Here is a 19,706-nt window from a genome sequence, read left to right as displayed (position 1 = left end):
GTCTCGGTGAAGCCGCTTTGAAACTGTGCGGAGCCAGCCTTGGCGGCATGACCACATCAACAGCAACCAGATCACCCTCATCCAGCGCGGCCCCGGCCATCAGGACCGACGGCCTGACGCGGACCTTCGGCTCCTTCACCGCCGTCGACGACCTCGACCTGGAAGTTCCCGCCGGCATCGTCTACGGCCTGCTCGGTCCCAACGGTGCAGGCAAGTCGACGACGCTGCGCATGATCACCACGCTGCTGGCACCGACCGGTGGCCGGGCGATGGTCCTGGGCCGCGACGTCGTCCGCGAGCGCCACGCTGTGCGCAGCCTCATCGGGGTGACGGGCCAGTACGCCAGCGTCGACGAGATGCTCACCGGGGTGGAGAACCTACGCCTCTTCGGCCGTCTGCTGGGCCTTGGCCGGCGTCAGGCCCATGAGCGGGCCGACGAGCTGTTGGCCTCCTTCAGCCTCACCGAGGCCGGCGGTAAGCGGGTGAGTGGCTACTCCGGCGGGATGCGGCGCCGGCTGGACCTGGCCGTCTCGCTCATCGCCCGTCCCCCGCTCATCTTCCTCGACGAGCCCACCACCGGACTGGACCCGCGCACGCGTGAGCAGATGTGGGACGTCATCCGTTCCCTGGTTCAGGGCGGCTCCACGATCCTGCTGACCACCCAGTACCTGGAGGAGGCCGACCGTCTGGCTCACCAGGTCGGCATCATCGACTCCGGGCGGCTCATCGCCGGGGGCACTCCCGACGAGCTCAAGGACCGGGTGGGCAGCAGCTCGCTCGTCCTGACCCCGGCGACCCCCGAGGACCAGGCCGCGACGGCCGAGGTCATCGAGCGGGTCACCGGTCACGCCCCGGCGCTGACCGACCGGGGTATCCAGGGCGCACGCCTGCAGACGCCGCTGACCGAGGCGTCAGTGGCCACCGAGGTGCTCGTGGCCCTGCGCGACGCCGGCCTGTCCCCCAGGACCGTCTCGGTGGACCGCCCCAGCATGGACTCGGTCTTCATGGCCCTGACCGGCCACCCCGGACAGGAGGCCGACGCCCCGCCCAGTCCCTCCGCCGAGCCGTCGGCCTCCTCCCCCGCATCCACCCGTTCCGACGACGTCGAGGAGCAGTCATGACCTTCCCCGCAGCAAACGCAACCGCCCTGCCGAACGGATCCGCCCCGTCCTCCGCCCCAGCCTTCAAGGGCTCCCGATTCAGTGAGGCGCGACTCGTCCCGGACACGCTCGCCATGGCCTGGCGCGCCCTCATCACCATGGTGCGCAACCCGGGCGAGTCCTACGACATCCTCATCCAGCCGGTCATGTTCACCGTCATGTTCGGTGAGCTCTTCGGCGGCGCGATCGCCGGGGACGTCAAGGCCTACCTGCCCACGATCGTCCCGGGGCTCGTCATCATCAACGCCCTGACCACGAGCCAGAGCGTGGGAGTGGACCTGCGCGAGGACATGGACAAGGGGGTCTTCGACCGCTTCCGGACCATGCCGATGTCCCGGATCTCCCCCGTCCTGGGGCCGATGGTCTCCGACGTGCTGCGCTATCTCATCTGCACGTCGCTGACGGTGCTCACCGGCTACGTCCTGGGCTACCGGCCCGTCAACGGCTGGTCGGGGTCCATCGGAGCGATCGCGCTGGCGGCGGGCTGCGCCTGGGCGATCGCCTGGACCTTCCTGTTCCTGGGGACAGTCTTCTCCTCGGCCCAGGCGGTCACCTCCTTCACGGTCATCGTCCTGTTCCCGCTGACCTTCCTGTCCAACGCCATGGTGCCCACCACGACGCTACCGGGCTGGCTCAAGGCCTTCGCACGCAACAACCCGATCTCGCACATCGTCGACGGCTGCCGCTACCTGCTGGACGGGACGGCGGGATCGGCCGGGGACGTACGCGCAGCCATCCTCGGCTCGCTGCTGGTGCTGGCGGTCATGGCCCCGCTGACGATCGTCCGCTACCAGCGGCGCAACGCCTGAGCGCACCGCCGCTCGGCTGCCTGACCACTGGGGCGGATCGCCCCGCCGCTCAACGGCTCCAGCCGGTCCCGCCCGCCAAACCGCAGGCGAGACCGGCTGCGTGCGCGACCAGCCGACCGCGGTCCAGGGGCCGGATCCGGTCCTCGGCCTCGGCCAGCGCCCGGGCGTCGGCCTGCTCGCTGCGGGCGCGCAGGTAGTCGTGGGAGAGCAGGCGGCAGGTCTGGTTGGTGCCCACGGCCAGGGCCGTGGCGACCAGCTCGGTGCCCGCATCGCGCTGCTCGGAGCCGGCCGACGCGGCGGTGGCGCAGGACAGACCGACGGCCGCGGCGAAGGCCATAATGGTGGGGATGTCCCGCTGCCTCGGGGCGGGGTCGGAGAGGATGTCGCGCAGCAGCCGAACCGCGCGGGCCCGGATGGCCGCAGCGTCGAGCTCGACGGCGTCGTCGGGGCTGAGCTCGATATCGGTGACCAGGCACATGCTCAGGATGTAGAGCTCCCACTGGGAGCCGGCCCCCAGGATGGAGCGCCAGTGCCCGGCGTAGCGCAGGCTCACGCGCTGGATGAGGGCGGCGGTGCGCACGCGCCCGCGGGTGAGCTCCAGCTCTCCGCGCACGGAGCGGGCAATGAAGCGCATGGTTCCCGGCAGGTCGACGGGATCCAGGCTCTCCAGCAGACTTTCCGCCGTCTGCGGCCTGGGATCGAGGTAGACCGCGCAGTAGGCGGCCTCCAGCCGCAGGGTGGTGCGGAAGAACCCGCCCCAGCTCGGCAGGATCCCCTCCAGGAGCACCTGGGCTCGCGTGCATGCGTCAACGACCTCGCCGTACCGTCCCAGGGACATGAGTACCTGCAGGCGGTGGAGGTGCAGCTCGAGCAGGTGGATGCCGGCCAGGTCGTTGCCGTGGAGCCGGTCCAGGAGGGCCTCGATGGTCTCCAAGGAGGCGCCGGGGTCGCCGTCGTCCTCCTGCTGGGCGGCCAGGCAGCGGGTCGCGGCCCAGGCGACCCAGGGGTCGGCGTCGCGGGCCAGCTCGGGCCACTGCCCGTCTTCGGCGCGCAGGAAGCGCCGCACCCGGCTGAAGGATCCCTCGCCGTCGAAGGACTCCGGCAGCAGTGAGCGGATCTGCGTGGGCATGTGGCTCAGGAGCCCGAACAGGGTGACGCACAGGGCCAGGACGGCGAGCCCCGCCTCGTTGCCGCGCGCGTCCCGGGCCGGCTGCGCGGCGGGGCGGATGAGGCGCGAGCCGTAGTCGGCGATGCGTTCGTAGCTCCAGGTGACGCTCCACAGCCGCATGAGCGCGGCACCGATGAGGCAGATCGCGTCGCGCAGCTCGCCGGGCAGGTGGTCCGCATCCTTGGCCTCGGCCTGCGCCAGGAGCCGGTCGAGCTCCTGGACGATGACGGCCTCGTCGTGCGCGACCTGCCGGAAGAGGCGGTCGTGCCGGCGGGCCTGGGGGTGGTGGACGTCGCCGAAGTCGCCGGCGTTGATGGGGAAACGGATCTGGGAGCACAGGTCGACCACCCACTCGTACAGGGCCGCCCGGGCAGCCGTCTCGTCGCCGGAGGCGGCCAGCTGCTCCAGGGCGAAGTCACGGACGGTGACGAGCATGTGGAAGCGGGGCAGGCCGTGGTCGCGCACCACGAGCAGGGAGTGGGAGACCAGGGCGTCAAGAACATCAGCGGCGTCGGCGCCGATGAGCGCCTCCGCGGCGGCGAGGGTGAAGCCGTCGGCGAGCAGGGCCAGACGCGCCATGGCTCGGCGCTCGACGGCGTCGAGCAGGTTCCAGGACCACTCGATGACCGCGGTCAGGGTGCGCTGGCGGGCGGGGGCGTCCCGGGCTCCGGTCAGCAGCTCGGGCCGGCCGGGCAGCCGCTCGGCGATCTGGCGCGCTGACAGGCTGCGGGTGCGCGCTGCGGCCAGCTCGATGGCCAGGGGGATGCCGTCGAGCCGGGTGAGAAGGTCCTCCAGGTCCTCGTCGTCGACGACCTGCTCGGGGCGGGCCGCCAGGGCACGGGCGCGGAAGAGCTCGGCCGCCGCTGCCTGATCCAGCGGTGCAAGGCGGTGGACGTGCTCCGCGACCAGGTCGAGGGGGCGGCGAGAGGTCGCCAGGACCCGCAGGTCGGGGCAGGCGGCCAGGAGTGGACCGATGAGGTCGGCGACCGCGTCGGCCAGGTGCTCGCAGTTGTCCAGGACGAGGACGGTTCCGGGCAGGGCGAGGGCGGCGGCCAGTGACCGGCACGGGTCGCCATTGGCCGCTCCGGGGTTTCCGACGGCATCGAGCAGGACCCTGGCCAGGTCGGCGCCGGGCGAGATCTCGGCCAGGTGGGCGACGTAGACGGCGGGGCGGCGGCTGCGCGCCGCGACCACCTGGGCCAGGGTCGTCTTGCCGACTCCTCCCGGCCCGGTGATCGTGACCAGCCGGTGGGTGCTCAGAGCCCGGAGGACACCGATCACGTCCTCCTCGCGGCCCAGGAAGTGCTCGGGTGCGGGCTCCAGGCCGCGGCGCACGGGGCTCTCGGCGGCCAGGACGGCCTCGTGGGCGGCGCGCATGGCCGGCCCCGGCACGGCCCCCTGCTCGCGCAGCCTGCGGCGGTGCGCCTCGTAGATCTCCAGGGCGGCGGCCGGCGAGCGCGCCCAGGACTCGGCACGCATGAGGGCTGCCAGGACGGTCTCATCGCCGGGGTCGCGCCGGGCGGCCTCACGCAGCAGGCCCGCGGCCTGCTCGTGCTCGCCGGTGGCCTCCAGGGCCAGGGCCCGGTCGCGGCGGGCCGACGCGGCCTGGGTGACGGCGCGCGCCCGCAGCTCGGTGAGAGGGGATGCTTCTGATCCGGCGACGTCGGCCTCATCGGAGGCGGGCACCCGGGGCAGGGCGCCGGTGAGGTCCAGGACCTGGTCCCACTGGCCCGCGGTGGCGCAGGCGCGGGCCCGGTCCGCTCGGTCAGCCAGGTCGAGGGCGTCGACCTCCGCAACGGGCAGCGTCAGCCGGTAGCCGTCACCGGTGCGCTCGACGACGCCCTCCCCCACCACCGCCCGCGCGCGGGAGACGACGACGTGCAGCGCCCTCAGCGGCCGGGCGGGGGCGTCGTCGGGCCACAGGGCCTCGATGAGGAAGGCGTCGCTCATCCGGGGCTCCCGGCCGCCGGCCAGGACGGCGAGCAGGTCGAGAATCCGCCCACTCAGGGCCCTGCCGCGCCAGGTCGGCGGATCCGTCAGAAGCGACAGCGGGTAGGGGAACGTCACGGGACCATCCTTCCCCATCTCCTCCTCCAGCGCGGCGAGCCGACGGTCTCAACGACCGGGGCCGACCTCGACGCCCGCCACCGTACTGATGGCTGCGCCGGCGGCCGACCCCGGAAGGAAACCAGTGGGCCCGGGCTACAGGCTGAGGTTGCTCTTGACGGTGTCGGCCAGGGACCGGGCCACGCGGTCGGCCTCCTCCTGGGTGGCAGCCTCGACCATGACGCGCACGAGCGGCTCGGTACCCGACGGCCGCAGCAGGACGCGCCCGGTCTCGCCCAGCTCCTCCTCCGCGGACGCCACCGCGTCCTGCACGGACTGGTTGGTGCTGGCGGCCCCCTTGTCGACGTTCTTGACGTTGATGAGCGTCTGGGGCAGGCGAGTGACGACGCTGGCGAGCTCAGCCAGGGTCTTGCCGGTGCGCTTGACACGCGCGGCCACGCGCAGCGAGGTGAGCACGCCGTCGCCGGTGGTGGCGTGGAGAGTATCGATGACGTGGCCGGACTGCTCGCCGCCCAGGGTGTAGCCGCCCTGGAGCATACGCTCGAGCACGTAACGGTCGCCCACGCCGGTCTGGACAGTGCGGATGCCGTGCTCTCGCATCGCCAGGATGAGGCCGAGGTTGCTCATGACGGTGACGACGAGGGTGTCGGAGCCGAGGGTGCCGTCGGCCTTCATGCCGATGGCGAGCATGCCCATGATCTGGTCGCCGTCGACGAGCTGACCGTCGGCGTCCACGGCCAGGCAGCGGTCGGCGTCGCCGTCGTAGGCCACGCCCATGTCCGCGCCGACAGCCCGGACGTAGTTCTGCAGCTGCTCGGGGTGGGTGGAGCCGCAGTTGTCATTGATGTTGAGGCCGTCCGGGGAGGCGTTGATGACAATGACCTCGGCGCCTGAGGCGCGCAGCGCAGCAGGGCCGACGACGGAGGCGGCGCCGTTGGAGGCGTCGACGACGATGCGCAGCCCGGACAGGTCGGTAGCGGCGGAGTCGACGAGGTGGTTGATGTAGTTCTGGTCGGCGACGGTCTCGCCCTTGATGACGCGTCCGACGTCGGAGCCGGTGGGCCGGTCGTTGACCTTGCCCAAGAGGGCCTCGATCTCGTCCTCGACGGCGTCGGCGAGCTTGTAGCCGCCGCGGGCGATGAACTTGATGCCGTTGTCGGGGAAGGGGTTGTGGGAGGCGGAGATCATGACGCCCAGCTCGATGTCCTGCGTGGCCGTCAGGTGAGCGATCGCCGGGGTGGGCAGGACGCCCACGCGGGTGACGTCGACGCCGGAGGAGGCCAGGCCCGCGCTGATGGCGTGGTCGAGGAACTCTCCGGAGGCGCGGGTGTCACGCCCCACGATGGCGCGGGGGCGGACGCTGCGCGAGCGCCGGGTGGCGGGGGTGTCCTTGATCAGGACACGGGCCGCGGCCTCACCGAGCTGTACGGCCAGGGTGGGCGTGAGCAGGTCGTTGGCCAGGCCGCGTACGCCGTCGGTTCCGAAGAGACGAGCCATGGAGATCCTCCTGAGGGGTGACGAAACAGCACCATCCTGCCACGGGCCGCCCGGCCTGGTGACACGACGACCGGAGCACGAGCAAGGTCTGATGTCCTCCGGGGTCCTTGGGCGACGGGTCGTTCCTGCAATCCCGGCCATCTGCGGTGGGAGCCGGCTGGTGCCGAGCCGCCGGAACAGACCAGGCCCACCCCTGACGGATGGCGACGGCGGCCGCCCCCGTGAAGGGGACGGCCGCCGTCGGTAAACAGTCGAGCGGTTCCGGCCGGAAGGACCGGGCACCGCGCCGGATCAGCGCTTGGAGTACTGGGGGGCGCGACGGGCCTTGTGCAGACCGGCCTTCTTGCGCTCCACGATGCGCGAGTCACGGGTGAGGAAGCCGGCCTTCTTGAGGGTGGCGCGGTTGGCCTCACGGTCGATCTCGTTGAGGGCGCGGGCGATGCCCAGGCGCAGGGCGCCGGCCTGGCCGGAGACGCCACCACCGTTGATGCGGGCGACGACGTCGAAACGGCCCTCAAGGTCCAGGATGGTGAAGGGGGCGCGCACGAGCTGCTGGTGCAGCTTGTTGGGGAAGTAGTCCTCCAGGGAGCGGCCGTTCAGCGTCCACTGGCCGGTGCCGGGAACGAGGCGCACGCGGGCGACGGCCTCCTTGCGGCGGCCCAGGCCGGAGCCGGGGGCGGTGATGGACTGGCCGCGACCCGGAGCGGACTCCTCGGTCTCGGTGGTGTAGCTGGAGGGGGCGTTCTCCTCGTCCAGCGCGTCGATGTCGACAGTGGTCTCAGCCACGATGTGTCCTTTGCTTGTCGCGGGGTGCCGAGCGCTGGAGCGCTTACTGGGCGACCTGGGTGATCTCGAACGTCTTCGGGTTCTGGGAGGCGTGCGGGTGCTCGGCACCTGCGTAGACCTTGAGCTTCTTGAGCTGAGCGCGACCGAGCTTGGTGTGAGGGACCATGCCCTTGATGGCCTTCTCGACGGCGCGCTCGGGGCGGGTGGCCAGCAGCTCGCGGTAGGAGACGGCGGTCAGGCCGCCCGGGTGGCCGGAGTGGCGGTAGGCGAACTTCTTGTCAGCCTTGCCGTTGGTGAGGGCCACCTTGTCGGCGTTGATGATGACGACGTAGTCGCCGCAGTCCTCGTTGGGCGCGAACTGGGGCTTGTGCTTCCCACGGAGCAGGGTGGCGGCCTGGGCCGCGAGTCGACCCAGGACGACGTCGGTAGCGTCGATGACGTACCAGCTCTTCTCGACGTCGCCGGGCTTCGGTGTATACGTGCGCACGGGCGTTGCCTTCGTTTCTCTTGGCGAGTGGGCACGCCGAAGCGCGGTGAAGCGTTCGCGGTTCGGCGAGACCACCATGGTCAGGTGAGTGGTCGGAGCACAGGCGATCCGGGGCGAGTGGGACGGCACCGCGGACACGCACGCGCGTGCTGCACGACGATTGCCAACAGTACCGGGCGGCCCACAGGAGGGTCAAAAGGTGCGGCTTTCCAGTTCCGTGAATCGCACCACGCGCCTCGGCGGGCCGTCGGCGGAGCGGGGTCAGCAGGTCAGTCGGCGGGTGGTGCGGGCGCGCTCGGCCTGGGCGGCGAGCTCCTCGTCACCGGGGTAGGTGACCTCCTCCAGGGTCAGCCCGTGCGGCGGGGCCACTGGGGCGGCGCCGTCGCGCGTACGGGCCGCCAGGAGCTCACCGGGCCAGGTGACGGGCCTGCGTCCCTGCCCGACGGCGAGCCCGGCCCCCACCAGGGAGCGGACCATGGAGTGGCAGAAGGCGTCGGCGACGACGGACAGAACGACGAGCCCGGCATCCGACCCCGTTTCGGCTCGCCGCCAGTGGAGGGTGCGCAGGGTGCGGATGGTCGTGGCGCCCTCGCGGGGCTTGCAGTAGGACAGGAAGTCGTGCTCTCCCAGCAGGGGCGCGGCCGAGGCGGCCATCGCCTCGACGTCGAGCCGGTCCGGCACCCACAGGACGGTGGCGCGCCGGGCGGGATCGCGCGGTGCGGCGGCGTCGGCGATCCGGTAGGCGTAGCGGCGGCTGAGCGCACCGAAGCGGGCGTCGAAGGCCTCCGGCACGATGCGCGCCCCGGTGACGACGACGTCGCCGGCCCCGCGCGGGGTGCGCGGCAGGCTCTCCTGGGCCTCGCGCGCCAGGACACCGGCGAGCCGGGTGAGCAGGGCCGCCTCGGGGCTGCGCTCGGAGCGCCCGGGCAGCGCGGTCCAGGCCTCGGGGCTCGTATCGAGGTGGACCACCTGGGCGGCGGCGTGGACGCCGGCGTCGGTGCGGCCGGCCACCGTGAGGCGGACGGGTTCGCGCAGGACGGTGGCCAGGGCGTCGGTCAGCACCCCCTCGACGGTGCGCAGCCCGGGCTGGGCGGCCCACCCGGAGAAGAAGGTGCCGTCGTAGGCCAGGTCGAGGCGGATGCGTGGCATGGCCCCATTGAACCGCACTGGTTGCGTGCTTCCACTAGGCTCGCAGCCGTGAGCACAACGACTCTGTCCGTGGACTGCGGCGGCGGCGGCATCAAGGCCTCGGTGCTCGACGCCGAGGGCAACATCATCTCCCGCGCCGTGCGCACCCCGACCCCCTACCCGCTGCCGCCGACGAAGCTGGTGGAGACCATCGCCTCCCTGGCCTCCCAGCTGCCGGGCGCGGACCGGGTGACGGTGGGGATGCCGGGCATGATCCGCCACGGGGTCGTCATCGCCACGCCCCACTACATCACCAGGGACGGACCGCGCTCCAAGGTGCTTCCCGAGCTGGTGGAGGCCTGGGCCCGTTTCGACATGGGCACAGGTGTCTCCACCGCGCTGGGCATCCCCTCCCTGGTCCTCAACGACGCCGAGGTCGCCGGGGCCGGCGTCGTCACGGGCCACGGCCTGGAGATGATCGTGACCCTGGGGACGGGGCTGGGCAACGCCGTGTTCGACAACGGCGTGCTGGCCCCGCACGTGGAGGTCTCCCAGGGGCCGGTGCGCTGGGGCCTGACCTATGACGACTACATCGGCGAGCACGAGCGCCTGCGCCTGGGCGACGCCCACTGGTCGCGCCGGGTGCGCCGCGTCGTCGACGCCCTGCGCCCGATGTACCTGTGGGACCGTCTCTACCTGGGCGGCGGCAACTCGCGCCGGATCACGGCGGCCCAGCTGGGCAAGATCGGCGACGACGTCGTCGTGGTCCCCAACGAGGCCGGCATGACCGGTGGCGCCCGCTGCTGGGACATGGCCCGGCCCTGAGACCGGCCCCGAACCGCCCCTGAGCCGGCGCCGACCTGACACTGCTCTAGTACCGGTCCGGTACTGGTCGAGCGCTGTCGATTCGACCTCTCTCGATCGTCCTCCCGACGCCCCTCGCACCATCTCCCCTGCTGGAGAGGACCCAACGGTCCCTTGCCCGAGCTCGCAAGAACTTCTATCTTGCCGATAGTTTCTTGTGAGATGCCGACGACGGCATCCGTATCGTGCAAGGAGGCACTATGCGTATCGGAGTTCCCCGCGAGCCGGCGGATCAGCCGCGCACCGCTGCGAGCCCGCAGACGGTGGAGCGGATGACCCGCCTGGGCTACGAGGTCCTGGTCGAGCGCGGCGCCGGCGAGCGGGCGCAGTTTCCCGACGACGCCTATGAGGCCGCCGGGGCCGAGCTCGCCGGTGGCGCCCGGGTCTGGGGCTGCGAGGTCGTGGTGAGCGCCTCGGCCCCGAGTGAGGAGCACCTGGCCCTCATGAGCCGGGGCGCGGTGCTCATCTGCCGGCTGGACCCGGCGCGCCGGCCCGAGCTGCTTGAGGCGCTGCGGGAACGGGGCATCACCTGTCTGGCCCTGGACGTGGTCCCGAGGGTGTCTCGGGCTCAGTCCCTGGACGTGCTCTCCTCGCAGGCGAACCTCGCCGGCTACCGGGCCGTCATCGAGGCGGCCTCGCACCTGGGCCGGCTGTTCAGCGGGCAGGTGACCGCTGCGGGGAAGTTCCCGCCGGCGACCGTCTACGTCATCGGTGCGGGCGTCGCCGGGCTGTCGGCGATCGGGACCGCCTGCTCCCTGGGCGCGCAGGTGCGCGGCTCCGACGTGCGTCCCGAGGTCGCCGACCAGGTCCGTTCCATGGGGGCGCAGTTCGTGCCGCTGCCCCGCGCTCAGGAGGTCTCCTCCGACGGCTACGCCAAGGAGATGGACGCCGACCAGGCGGCTGCGGCCAACGCGCTCTACGCCCGCCAGGCCGCTGAGTCCGACGTCGTCATCACCACGGCGAGCATCCCGGGCCGCCGCGCTCCGGTGCTCCTGGACCGGGGCGCGATCGAGGCCATGCGCCCCGGCTCGGTCGTCATCGACATGGCGGCGGCCACCGGCGGCAACACCGAGCTGACGGTGCCCGGCGAGGTGGTTACCACCGCCGGCGGCGTCACCATCGTGGGGCACACGGACCTGGCGGGGATGCTGCCCTCGCAGGCCTCCCAGCTCTACGGGCGCAACATCGTCAACCTGCTGGGTCTGCTCACCCCCGCCAAGGACGGGGTTCTCACCCTGGACCTGGAGGACGAGGTGGTCCGCGCCATCACGGTGACCCACGACGGCGAGGTGATGTGGCCCCCGCCCCCGATCCAGGTCTCGGCCGCTGTGGCCCCGGGGCACTCGGCGGAGGCGGCCGCCGACGACGCGGCCTCCCAGGAGGCGGCCCGCGAGGCCGCCCGGGCGGCGCAGGCACGCTCGCGCTCCCGGCAGTGGCTGGGACTGGCCGCGGCGAGCCTGGTGGGCGCCGCCCTGGTCCTGGTGACGCCGCCGGCGGCCACGAGCCACTACATCGTGCTCATGCTCTCGGTGATCCTGGGCTTCCACGTCATCTCCAACGTGACTCCCGCCCTGCACACGCCGCTCATGTCGGTGACCAACGCGATCTCGGGGATCATCCTGGTCGGGGCGATCTCGCAGGTCGGCAACCCCCACCCGCTCATCAGCGCCATCAGCCTGATCGCGGTGGTCCTGGCCACGATCAACATCGTCGGCGGGTTCGCGGTCACTCACCGCATGCTCGCCATGTTCACGAAGGACTGAGGTGAGGAGGAGATGATGACTCAGATGGTGACCCTGGCCCCGGCATCGTCGTCGGAGCTGCTGACCGCCGCCGTGCCGTCACTGCCCTCACCGGTGGTCCTGGCCTACATCGCCGCCGCGATCCTGTTCATCCTGGCCGCCGCCGGCCTGTCCCGCCACGAGACGGCGGTGGCCGGCAACGTGGCGGGCGCCGTCGGCATGGGTGTGGCGGTGCTCGCCGCCATCGGCCTGGCCCTGAGCAGTCACCCGGCACGGGGCGTGCTGCCGACGCTGCTGCTCATCGCCATGGGACTGGCCCTGGGCTCGGTCATCGGGCTGGTGGTGGCCAGGCGCGTGGCCATGACCGGGATGCCCCAGCTCATCGCCGTGCTCAACGGGCTCGTGGGACTGGCGGCGGTCCTGGTGGGTTACAACTCCTACGTCTCCCCCGACGCGCTGTCCGCCTCGCTGGGGGCCTTCCACCTGGGCGAGGTCTTCCTGGGCGTGTTCGTCGGAGGGGTGACCTTCACCGGCTCGATCCTGGCGGCCCTCAAGCTCTCCGGCCGGGTGCCGGGGCGTCCGCTGACGCTGCCGGGTCGCAACGTGCTCAACCTGGCGGCCCTCGTCGCCTCCCTGCTCCTCATGGTGGGCTTCATGAGCGTGCCGGCCGGCTCCGGCACCGGCTGGGCACTCCTCGCGGCGATGACGGCGATCTCCCTGGTTCTGGGCGCCCACCTGGTACTGGCGATCGGCGGCGGCGATATGCCGGTGGTCGTCTCGATCATGAATTCCTACTCGGGGTGGGCCTCGGCCTTCACCGGCTTCATGGTGGATAACGACCTGCTCATCATCACCGGCGCGCTGGTGGGCTCCTCGGGGGCGTACCTGTCCTACCTCATGTGCCAGGCCATGAACCGCTCCTTCGTCTCGGTGCTGCTGGGCGGCTACGGCACCGACTCGACCTCCGCGGCCGCGGGCGGCGCCCGGCACGAGGGATCGGTGGACGAGACCGACGCCACCCAGGTGGCCCACCTGCTGCAGGCCTCCCGACGCGTGGTCATCACCCCCGGCTATGGGATGGCCGTCGCCCAGGCCCAGTACCCGGTGGCCACCCTCACCGAGATGCTGCGCTCGGAGGGCGTGGAGGTCACCTTCGGCATCCACCCGGTGGCCGGCCGCCTACCCGGGCACATGAACGTGCTGCTGGCCGAGGCGAAGGTCCCCTACGACATCGTCCTGGAGATGGACGAGGTCAATGACTCCTTCGACGACGTCGACGTCGTCCTCATCATCGGGGCCAACGACACGGTGAACCCCGCGGCCCAGGAGCCGGGCTCACCGATCGCGGGCATGCCGGTGCTGCACGTGTGGGAGGCCGGACGGGTCATCGTCTTCAAGCGGTCCATGGCCACCGGCTACGCCGGGGTGGACAACCCGCTCTTCTTCCGGGAGAACACCTCGATGCTCTTCGGCGACGCCAAGGACACGGTCGAGGCCATCATCCGGGCCCTGGAGTAGGAGGAATAGGACTGGAGCTGGAGGGGCCCGCCGTCGGGCTCAGTCGAGCCGGCCGCCCTCGAGGCACTCGACGCCGTCGACGCCGTCGAGCCCGGAGAGGGCCTCGATGAGGTGGGCGGCGGGCCGCTGCCCGTGGAAGCGCATGACGGCGTTCATGGTGCGCCCGTGCTCGCCGCGGATCATCTCGGTCTCCTCCAGGGTGGCGGTGAAGCCGGAGGCCGTGGCGGCCTGAAGGATCTCGGGCATGATGGCGCGGCCGACCTCGTAGTCGATCCGCACGGTCACCTCGCCACGGCGGCGCTGCAGGCGTGAGGTGAGGGGCCCCAGCAGCAGGACGACGACGTAGTCGAGCGCGACGGCGGTGACCGCCAGGGGGATCATGCCCGCCCCGCACGCCATGCCGATGGCGGCGCTGAGCCAGACGGTGGCGGCGGTGGTCAGTCCGCGGACGGTGTCGTTGTTGACGAAGATGACCCCGGCGCCCAGGAAGCCGATACCGGAGACGATCTGCGCGGCCACGCGGCTGGGGTCCACGGAGATGTCGGAACCGGTGATCGGGGCGAAGCCGTAGGCGGACACGAGGGTGAACAGGCATGAGCCCAGCCCCACCAGGACGTGCGTCTTGACGCCGGCGTCCTTGTGGCGCAGGTGGCGCTCGGCTCCCAGCGTCAGGCACAGGAGGAAGGTGGCCGTCATCGCAACGACCTGGACCCCCACGTGGTCCAGGCTGAACAGCGCGCCCACACCTGCTCCCTTCCTCGCGATCCCAGTACCGACCCTGTCCCGATTCTAAAGGAGCGGCAGACGGGGCGCGCCCGCGGTGACGTCTCCCCATCGCGATGCCGGCCGGCCCCGGCTACCGTGCACTCACCACCGTTTCCCGAGCCCGAGGCTTTCAGACGTGTCCCTCTCCCCCTATGTCAGCCCCGAGAGCGCCGCTCACGCCGCCCGGCTGCTGGAGCTCAGTGAGCGCCTGGCCGGCTCGGGACGCCGCGGCGAGGCACTGGATGCCGCGAGGGAGGCCGGTCAGATCCTCCGGGGCCTGGCCCGGTTGAACCCGGACCTCTACCTGGCCGATCTCGCCGAGGGCCTGTCGGTGCTGGCCCTGCGCCTGAGCCAGGCCCGCCGGATCCGCGAGGGAGTCGGCATCTCACGGGAGACGGCCCGGATCCGACGGCGCCTGACCCAGCAGGACTACGACGCCCATGCCCCCGGCCTGGCCGAGTCGCTGTGTCGGCTCGCGGCCGACCTGAGTGCGGCCGGTGAGCTGCGCGACGCCCTGGCCACCGCCCAGGAGTCCGTCGGCCTCTTCCGGAGCCTGGCCCGGGAGGCCCCTCGCACCTACGACGCCGGCCTGGCGGTGGCCCTGACCACGCTCGCCTGCCGTCTGAGCGAGTCCGGGAGGCCGAGCGATACCTTCGTCACCGCCCAGCAGGCCATCAGCGTCCGACGACGTCTGGTCCAGGCCGATCCGGACGCCCAGGTCCCCGAGCTGGCGGCGGCCCTGAGCAGCCTGGCTCCGCGCCTGCGCACGGTCGGTTACGTCGTCGAGGCCCTCGATCAGGCCCGGGAGGCCGTCGGCCTCTACCGCCGTCTTGATGAGGAGGAGCCGGGGTCCTGCACCAGCGAGCTGGCCGGGTCCCTGGAGGTCCTGGCCAACTGCAGCGCCGCCGTGGGCCGCCGGGAGGAAGCCCTGGAGGCGGCCGAGGAGGCCGCTGCGCTCTACCGAGGGCTGGCCCGGCGCGCCCCCGCCCTCTACTCCCCCGAGGTCATCCGCTGCCTGGGAACCCTGGCCCGGCGCCTGAGCGACGTGGGGCGGCATGATGAGGCGCTTGCCGCGACCCAGGAGGCGGTCGGCATCAGCAGGGCCCTGGCCCACAGCGCCCCCGACACCCACCTACCCGATCTGGCCGGGGCTCTCAAGGCGCATGCCGCCTGCCTGCGCGACGCCGACCGCCTCGACGGTGCACTGGCCGCCTCCCGCGAGGTGGTGAGCATCCGCCGCACCCTGGTGAGGAGCAGCCCCACCACCTACACCCCGGCTCTTGCCGAGTCCCTGTACATCCTCGCCGTCGGCCTGTACACGGCCAGGCGGCTGCATGAGTCCTTCACCGCGACCCGGGAGTCCATCGGCATCTACCGGCGCCTGGTGCGGGCCAATCCGGCCTCCTACACCGCCGACCTCGCCCGGGCCCTCAATATTCTCACCTTGAACCTCAACCGGGCCGGGCGTACGCACGAGGCCCTGGCCGCCGTCCAGGAGGCCGTCACGATCTACCGCAGCCTGGTGCAGATCGACTCTGCCGCCTACAAGCCGGACCTGGCGGCCTGCCTGCACAATGTCGCAAAGTGCCTGGGCGATACCGGGCACCGCTCAGCCGCTCTGGCCGCGATCCGGGAGACGGCGGAGATCCGCCGGGAGCTGGCTGAGCGGGACCCCGCGACCCACGCCCCGGCACTGGCTCCGTGCCTGCACCGGCTCGCCAAGCGCCTGGCCGAGGCCGGCCACCGGGACGAGGCCCTGGAGACCGCGCGGGAGGCCGCGGACCTCTACCGGAGCCTGGCCCGCACACAGCCGCAGACCTTCGGCCAGGGCCTCGCCGACACCTTGGGCACCTACGCCTCAGTCCTCCAGTGGAGCGGCAAGGAGGCCGACGCCGCCCGCATCCGCCAGGAGATCGAGGCCGTGACAGAGCAGATGGCACGGTAAACCTCCGTCTGAGGCATTTCAGAGGTCGTGTCGGTCGGTGATGCGGATACGAATGGCGGGACGGCGGCGTTCATGCGGCAGCCGCTGGTACTGCACGAGAGCCGGGTGCCACTGGCAGGTAGATGGGTGTACTCCACGAGGTGCGGAGGCTCGTGGAGTACGCACAACCCCTGGCCAGTAGAACCCCAACCTCATGCAGTAGTGGCCCGAGCCCTTAGCGGACACTCCCCTGATACGCGCCCCGGTCAGTGACGACGCCATCAGCAGTCATCATCTGCGAACGCCAACCCGGGGCGCACCAACCTGGCCAGCTCGGACGTGCCGCCGTGCCAGCGTGGAGCAGTCGACCGAGCGGATCGGGAACTGCGTTCTCCGTCCAGAACGTACTTCTCTCGCTGACGACTGAGGGCAGACCTCAGTCGTCAGCGAGACAACGCAGTGCTCGTGGGTGAACTACGTCCCCGATCAGGGCCGACCAGCGCAGGTGGCCCGCAACGCCGCTGCTTGTAGCGGGTCATATTCCTTCCGCAGCGCCAGTGGCCGGCGATCCGTGAGAAACCGAGCAGCTGCTCGGTAGACTCCAGGGGAACCGACTCCCTCCCATCCCCGAGGTCCGCACCGTGACAGAGCCGCCCCCTTCACCCATGCCCTCGCCGACGACGCCCTCCGGCCAGTCGTGGATCAACTGGTTCAGTCCGCTGGACGATCTCTGGAAAAACCATCCCTTCGTCGCGTTTATCGCCAGTCTGATCATGACAGCGGCTGTCATCCCCCTAGCGATCCGGTTCGGCAAACGGACCTGGGAGAAGTGGAAACGAAGGCAACGAGCGCAACGCATCACCGCACGCAAGCAGCAACTTCCAGCGGTTCGCCCTCCTTTCACAGTCGAGCTTGGAAACCAACGGTTGACTCTGGAACCCGCCCAGCCGCGACGGGAACACACAGCCGAAGGAATGAACATTGTCCGACTTCTGACCGCCAAGTCGACCCCGGTTCCCTTCCTCGACCGCGCAGAGGTACTCACCCGCTTGGAGACGTGGGCGCGAAGCGAGGAGCGATTTGCGATCCACGTTCTGGGTGGGGACGGGGGATCCGGAAAGACCCGACTCGGTGTGGAGCTCTGCCGGAGCCTGGCAGCGGCCGGTACTCCACATCAAAACGCTGATACCTGGAAGGCCGGATTCCTGGAGGAGGTCAAGCAGCTGGATGACGCTACGTCCAGCGAAGACATGTCATCACTACTGTTCGTGGTCGACTACGCCGAAGGCCGGCCTGACATAGTGAAGGAGGCCATCACCTCTGCTCTCCACGCAGCCGAGGATCCCGAGAGACAGCGGGTGCGACTCGTCTTCCTGGTACGTCGCCCCTCACCGCTCCCCACCACCCGCCAGGGGTCCAATGAGTGGGTTGACACTCTTCGCCCTCAGGATTCCCATAATGAAGGCCTCGATCGTCTTCTCGACGTCGCCTCGACAATCGTGCTCAACAACGAGGAACTGTCCGATACAGAGCGAAGGGAACTGTTCACTCTGGCATATACATCGTTCGCCGAGTCACCTGGTTCGACGCCGTCAAGCGACCTCCTCGATCATCTCACTGATCCCGTGTACGCGCAGCCCCTACTCGTCACAGTCGACGCCTTCCTGAATGCGCGCCCCTTACCAAACGCTCAGCGCGGTCGCTCCCCCGACGAGTTGTTCGATGAGGTTCTTCATCATGAGGAGAAATACTGGTGCTCCCACTGGCCTGCGTCGGTCCCCTTCGATCGGGATCTGGCGCGGCAAGCGGTGTCGGCCGCCACGCTCGTCGATATCCAGAATGAGGATGATGCTGTCAGTCTCCTCAACCTCCTTCCCACGAATCCTGGTGAACATAGCAAGGACCTCGCACAGTGGCTAAGACGCTGCTACCCACCTCCCGCCACGGGCGATGAGCGTTCAGGTACGTGGTGCGGTCACCTCGAGCCGGACCGTATCGGTGAGCACCTCATCGCCTCCGAGTCCGCGAACCTGGACTTTCTTCTCCGCGAACTGCTGTCCCCGAGGAGAGTGGGAGAGTCATCCCTACGAACGTGGACGGTCCTCGAACGCGCCTCGACAGATCCTCACCTCAATGAGCACGTAGGACAGATTCTCAACGAAGTACTGGCAGAGGTCACTCAGGTGGTACAGGCCCAGGCCATCAACACCCAGAGCCCCAACCTCGCGACAGGCCTCACCAGGCTCCTAAGCGCCACCGACTCCCACATCGATCCAGACAAGGCTTATGAAGCAGCACATGCACTAAATGATGAAATATACTTCGCGCTCCCCATGAAGCTCACTTTGGCTGAACGTGCAGCAAACACCCCTGTTCCCACCCGAGACGCAACCGAGAAAGAACGGGCTGACTATGCACGCCGACAAGGGGAACTCGGAGTCCTGCAAGGCAAGAACGGACAATTTAAAGAAGCATTGACATCCAGTCGCAAAGCCACTGAAATCCATAGAGAACTCGCCGACAGCAAGCCATCGACTTACACGTCCGACCTGGCTACCTCACTAATTAACCTGTCACTCAACCTACTCCACTCCGGACAGCAAGAAGAAGCTGTGAAGATCGGTAGAGAAAGTACTGAAATATGCAGACGACGAAGGCGCAAGAACTCGAACGCACACACCCCAGACTTAGCCCTATCCCTTAGCAATCTCGCTCTCTTCATGCGTAGCAGTGGCGAATTTAACGAAGCCCTTCCCATATCTCGGGAAGCTGTCGAAATCTACCGCCATCAACCCGACGAGAATTCCGAGTCTCATAAGTCGGGACTAGCAAGCGCTCTACAGGGACTGGCAGCAAGCCTTTCCGCCGTCGACCGACGAACAGAGGCGCTCTCCGCATCTCAAGAAGCAACCGATATCTATCGGGATCTAGCTAGTAAGCATCCTGCCACCCACTTACCCGACCTTGCTTCGGCTCTGGGCGGCCTCGCGTCGGATCTAGGCACTAATGGACGTCACGATGAGGCTCTCGGGGCGATTCAGGAGGCCGTCACCATCCGCCGACAACTGGCTCTCCGCACTCCGACCAACGCACATCGCTCCGAACTCGCTGACTCCTTGAATAATCTCTCCGTCCACTTGTCCGAGAACGGGCAACACGAGGACGCTCTCGAGGCGATTCAGGAGGCCGTCACCATCTGCCGAGAACTAGCCGCGCACGACCCAGCCGCCCACACCGGAGATCTTGCCATGACCCTCCACAACCTCTCCTCCACCTTGGGCGACAATGGGCAGCGCGATGAAGCTCTTAAGGCGATTCAGGAGGCCGTCTCCATCCGCCGGCAACTGGCTCAACGCACTCCGACAAACGCGTGTCGTTCCGACCTTGCTGTCTCCTTAAGCAATCTCTCCGTCCACTTGTCCGAGAACGGGCAGCGCGAGGACGCTCTCAAGGTGATTCAGGAAGCCGTCGCCATCCGGCAAGAGTTAGCCCAGCGCAACCCGGCTGCACACAACCCCGACCTCGCCTTTTCCCTCCACTACCTCACAGAACACTTGGCCGACACAAAGCGCTGGGATGATGCCCTTGGGCCTGCCCAGGACGCCGCCGCTTTGTTCCGAGATCTGTCCCAACACCAGCCACGTGTCTACAGCTCAAACTTCGAGATCTCCCTCGAGACATACGCCCGTGTTCTAGAGGGCTACGGCTCCACGGAGGAGGCCACTCGCGTTCGTCAGGAACGCGAAGACGTCCTCAAACAGATTGGAGAGATGGAGGCGAACGACGACTAA

The 19,706-nt window shown here is 69.6% G+C and carries 13 protein-coding genes; 7 read left to right on the top strand and 6 right to left on the bottom strand.

What is annotated here, in order from left to right:
• Positions 1-47 precede the first annotated feature (47 nt).
• Complete coding sequence (locus EL340_RS14625) at positions 48-1,121, top strand: ATP-binding cassette domain-containing protein (protein ID WP_126415211.1); 1,074 nt, start codon at positions 48-50, stop codon at positions 1,119-1,121.
• Positions 1,118-1,969, top strand: coding sequence for an ABC transporter permease (locus tag EL340_RS14620; protein ID WP_126415210.1), 852 nt, complete (start codon positions 1,118-1,120; stop codon positions 1,967-1,969). Before EL340_RS14625 ends, EL340_RS14620 begins: the two co-directional genes overlap by 4 nt.
• A 49-nt stretch (positions 1,970-2,018) precedes the next feature.
• Here EL340_RS14620 and EL340_RS14615 read toward each other — a convergent pair whose 3' ends face one another.
• From EL340_RS14615 to truA, 5 genes are all read right to left on the bottom strand, one after another.
• Entirely contained in the window at positions 2,019-5,204 is a 3,186-nt protein-coding gene (locus EL340_RS14615; RefSeq protein ID WP_232023126.1) for an ATP-binding protein, read from the bottom strand.
• A gap of 135 nt (positions 5,205-5,339) precedes the next feature.
• Complete coding sequence (gene glmM, locus EL340_RS14610) at positions 5,340-6,701, bottom strand: phosphoglucosamine mutase (RefSeq protein WP_126415208.1); 1,362 nt, start codon at positions 6,699-6,701, stop codon at positions 5,340-5,342.
• Between the two features lie 291 nt (positions 6,702-6,992).
• A complete protein-coding gene (gene rpsI, locus EL340_RS14605) occupies positions 6,993-7,487 on the bottom strand; it encodes a 30S ribosomal protein S9 (RefSeq protein WP_003789348.1) in 495 nt (164 codons plus the stop codon).
• 43 nt (positions 7,488-7,530) lie between these two features.
• Positions 7,531-7,974 carry a 50S ribosomal protein L13 gene (gene rplM / locus EL340_RS14600; RefSeq protein WP_126415207.1) on the bottom strand — a complete coding sequence of 148 codons (444 nt, stop codon included), beginning with the start codon at positions 7,972-7,974 and terminating at the stop codon, positions 7,531-7,533.
• Positions 7,975-8,235: 261 nt separating this feature from the next.
• Positions 8,236-9,123, bottom strand: a complete 888-nt coding sequence (gene truA / locus EL340_RS14595; RefSeq protein ID WP_126415206.1) for a tRNA pseudouridine(38-40) synthase TruA — start codon at positions 9,121-9,123, stop codon at positions 8,236-8,238.
• Positions 9,124-9,171: 48 nt separating this feature from the next.
• On the opposite strand from truA, the gene EL340_RS14590 reads away from it, so the two are divergent.
• The 3 genes from EL340_RS14590 to EL340_RS14580 all read left to right on the top strand — a co-directional run bounded on the left by EL340_RS14590 (position 9,172) and on the right by EL340_RS14580 (position 13,226).
• Complete coding sequence (locus EL340_RS14590; protein ID WP_126415205.1) at positions 9,172-9,927, top strand: ROK family protein; 756 nt, start codon at positions 9,172-9,174, stop codon at positions 9,925-9,927.
• 239 nt (positions 9,928-10,166) lie between these two features.
• Positions 10,167-11,729, top strand: a complete 1,563-nt coding sequence (locus EL340_RS14585) for a Re/Si-specific NAD(P)(+) transhydrogenase subunit alpha (RefSeq protein WP_126415204.1) — start codon at positions 10,167-10,169, stop codon at positions 11,727-11,729.
• A gap of 12 nt (positions 11,730-11,741) precedes the next feature.
• Complete coding sequence (locus EL340_RS14580; RefSeq protein ID WP_126415203.1) at positions 11,742-13,226, top strand: NAD(P)(+) transhydrogenase (Re/Si-specific) subunit beta; 1,485 nt, start codon at positions 11,742-11,744, stop codon at positions 13,224-13,226.
• 39 nt (positions 13,227-13,265) lie between these two features.
• Here the strand turns inward: EL340_RS14580 and EL340_RS14575 are convergent, their stop codons facing one another.
• Positions 13,266-13,970 carry an MgtC/SapB family protein gene (locus EL340_RS14575; protein WP_126415202.1) on the bottom strand — a complete coding sequence of 235 codons (705 nt, stop codon included), beginning with the start codon at positions 13,968-13,970 and terminating at the stop codon, positions 13,266-13,268.
• Positions 13,971-14,127: 157 nt separating this feature from the next.
• Here EL340_RS14575 and EL340_RS14570 point away from each other — a divergent pair, with 157 nt between their 5' ends.
• Positions 14,128-15,936: a tetratricopeptide repeat protein gene (locus EL340_RS14570; RefSeq protein ID WP_126415201.1), complete on the top strand. Its 1,809-nt coding sequence runs from the start codon at positions 14,128-14,130 to the stop codon at positions 15,934-15,936.
• A gap of 644 nt (positions 15,937-16,580) precedes the next feature.
• On the top strand, positions 16,581-19,706 hold the full coding sequence (locus tag EL340_RS14560; protein ID WP_232023125.1) for a tetratricopeptide repeat protein: 3,126 nt from the start codon (positions 16,581-16,583) through the stop codon (positions 19,704-19,706).

The sequence above is a fragment of the Actinomyces viscosus genome, assembly GCF_900637975.1.
Taxonomy (GTDB): domain Bacteria; phylum Actinomycetota; class Actinomycetes; order Actinomycetales; family Actinomycetaceae; genus Actinomyces; species Actinomyces viscosus.
The sequence above is the reverse complement of the archived record's forward strand: the minus strand, read 5'-3'. Positions and strand labels throughout refer to the sequence as shown.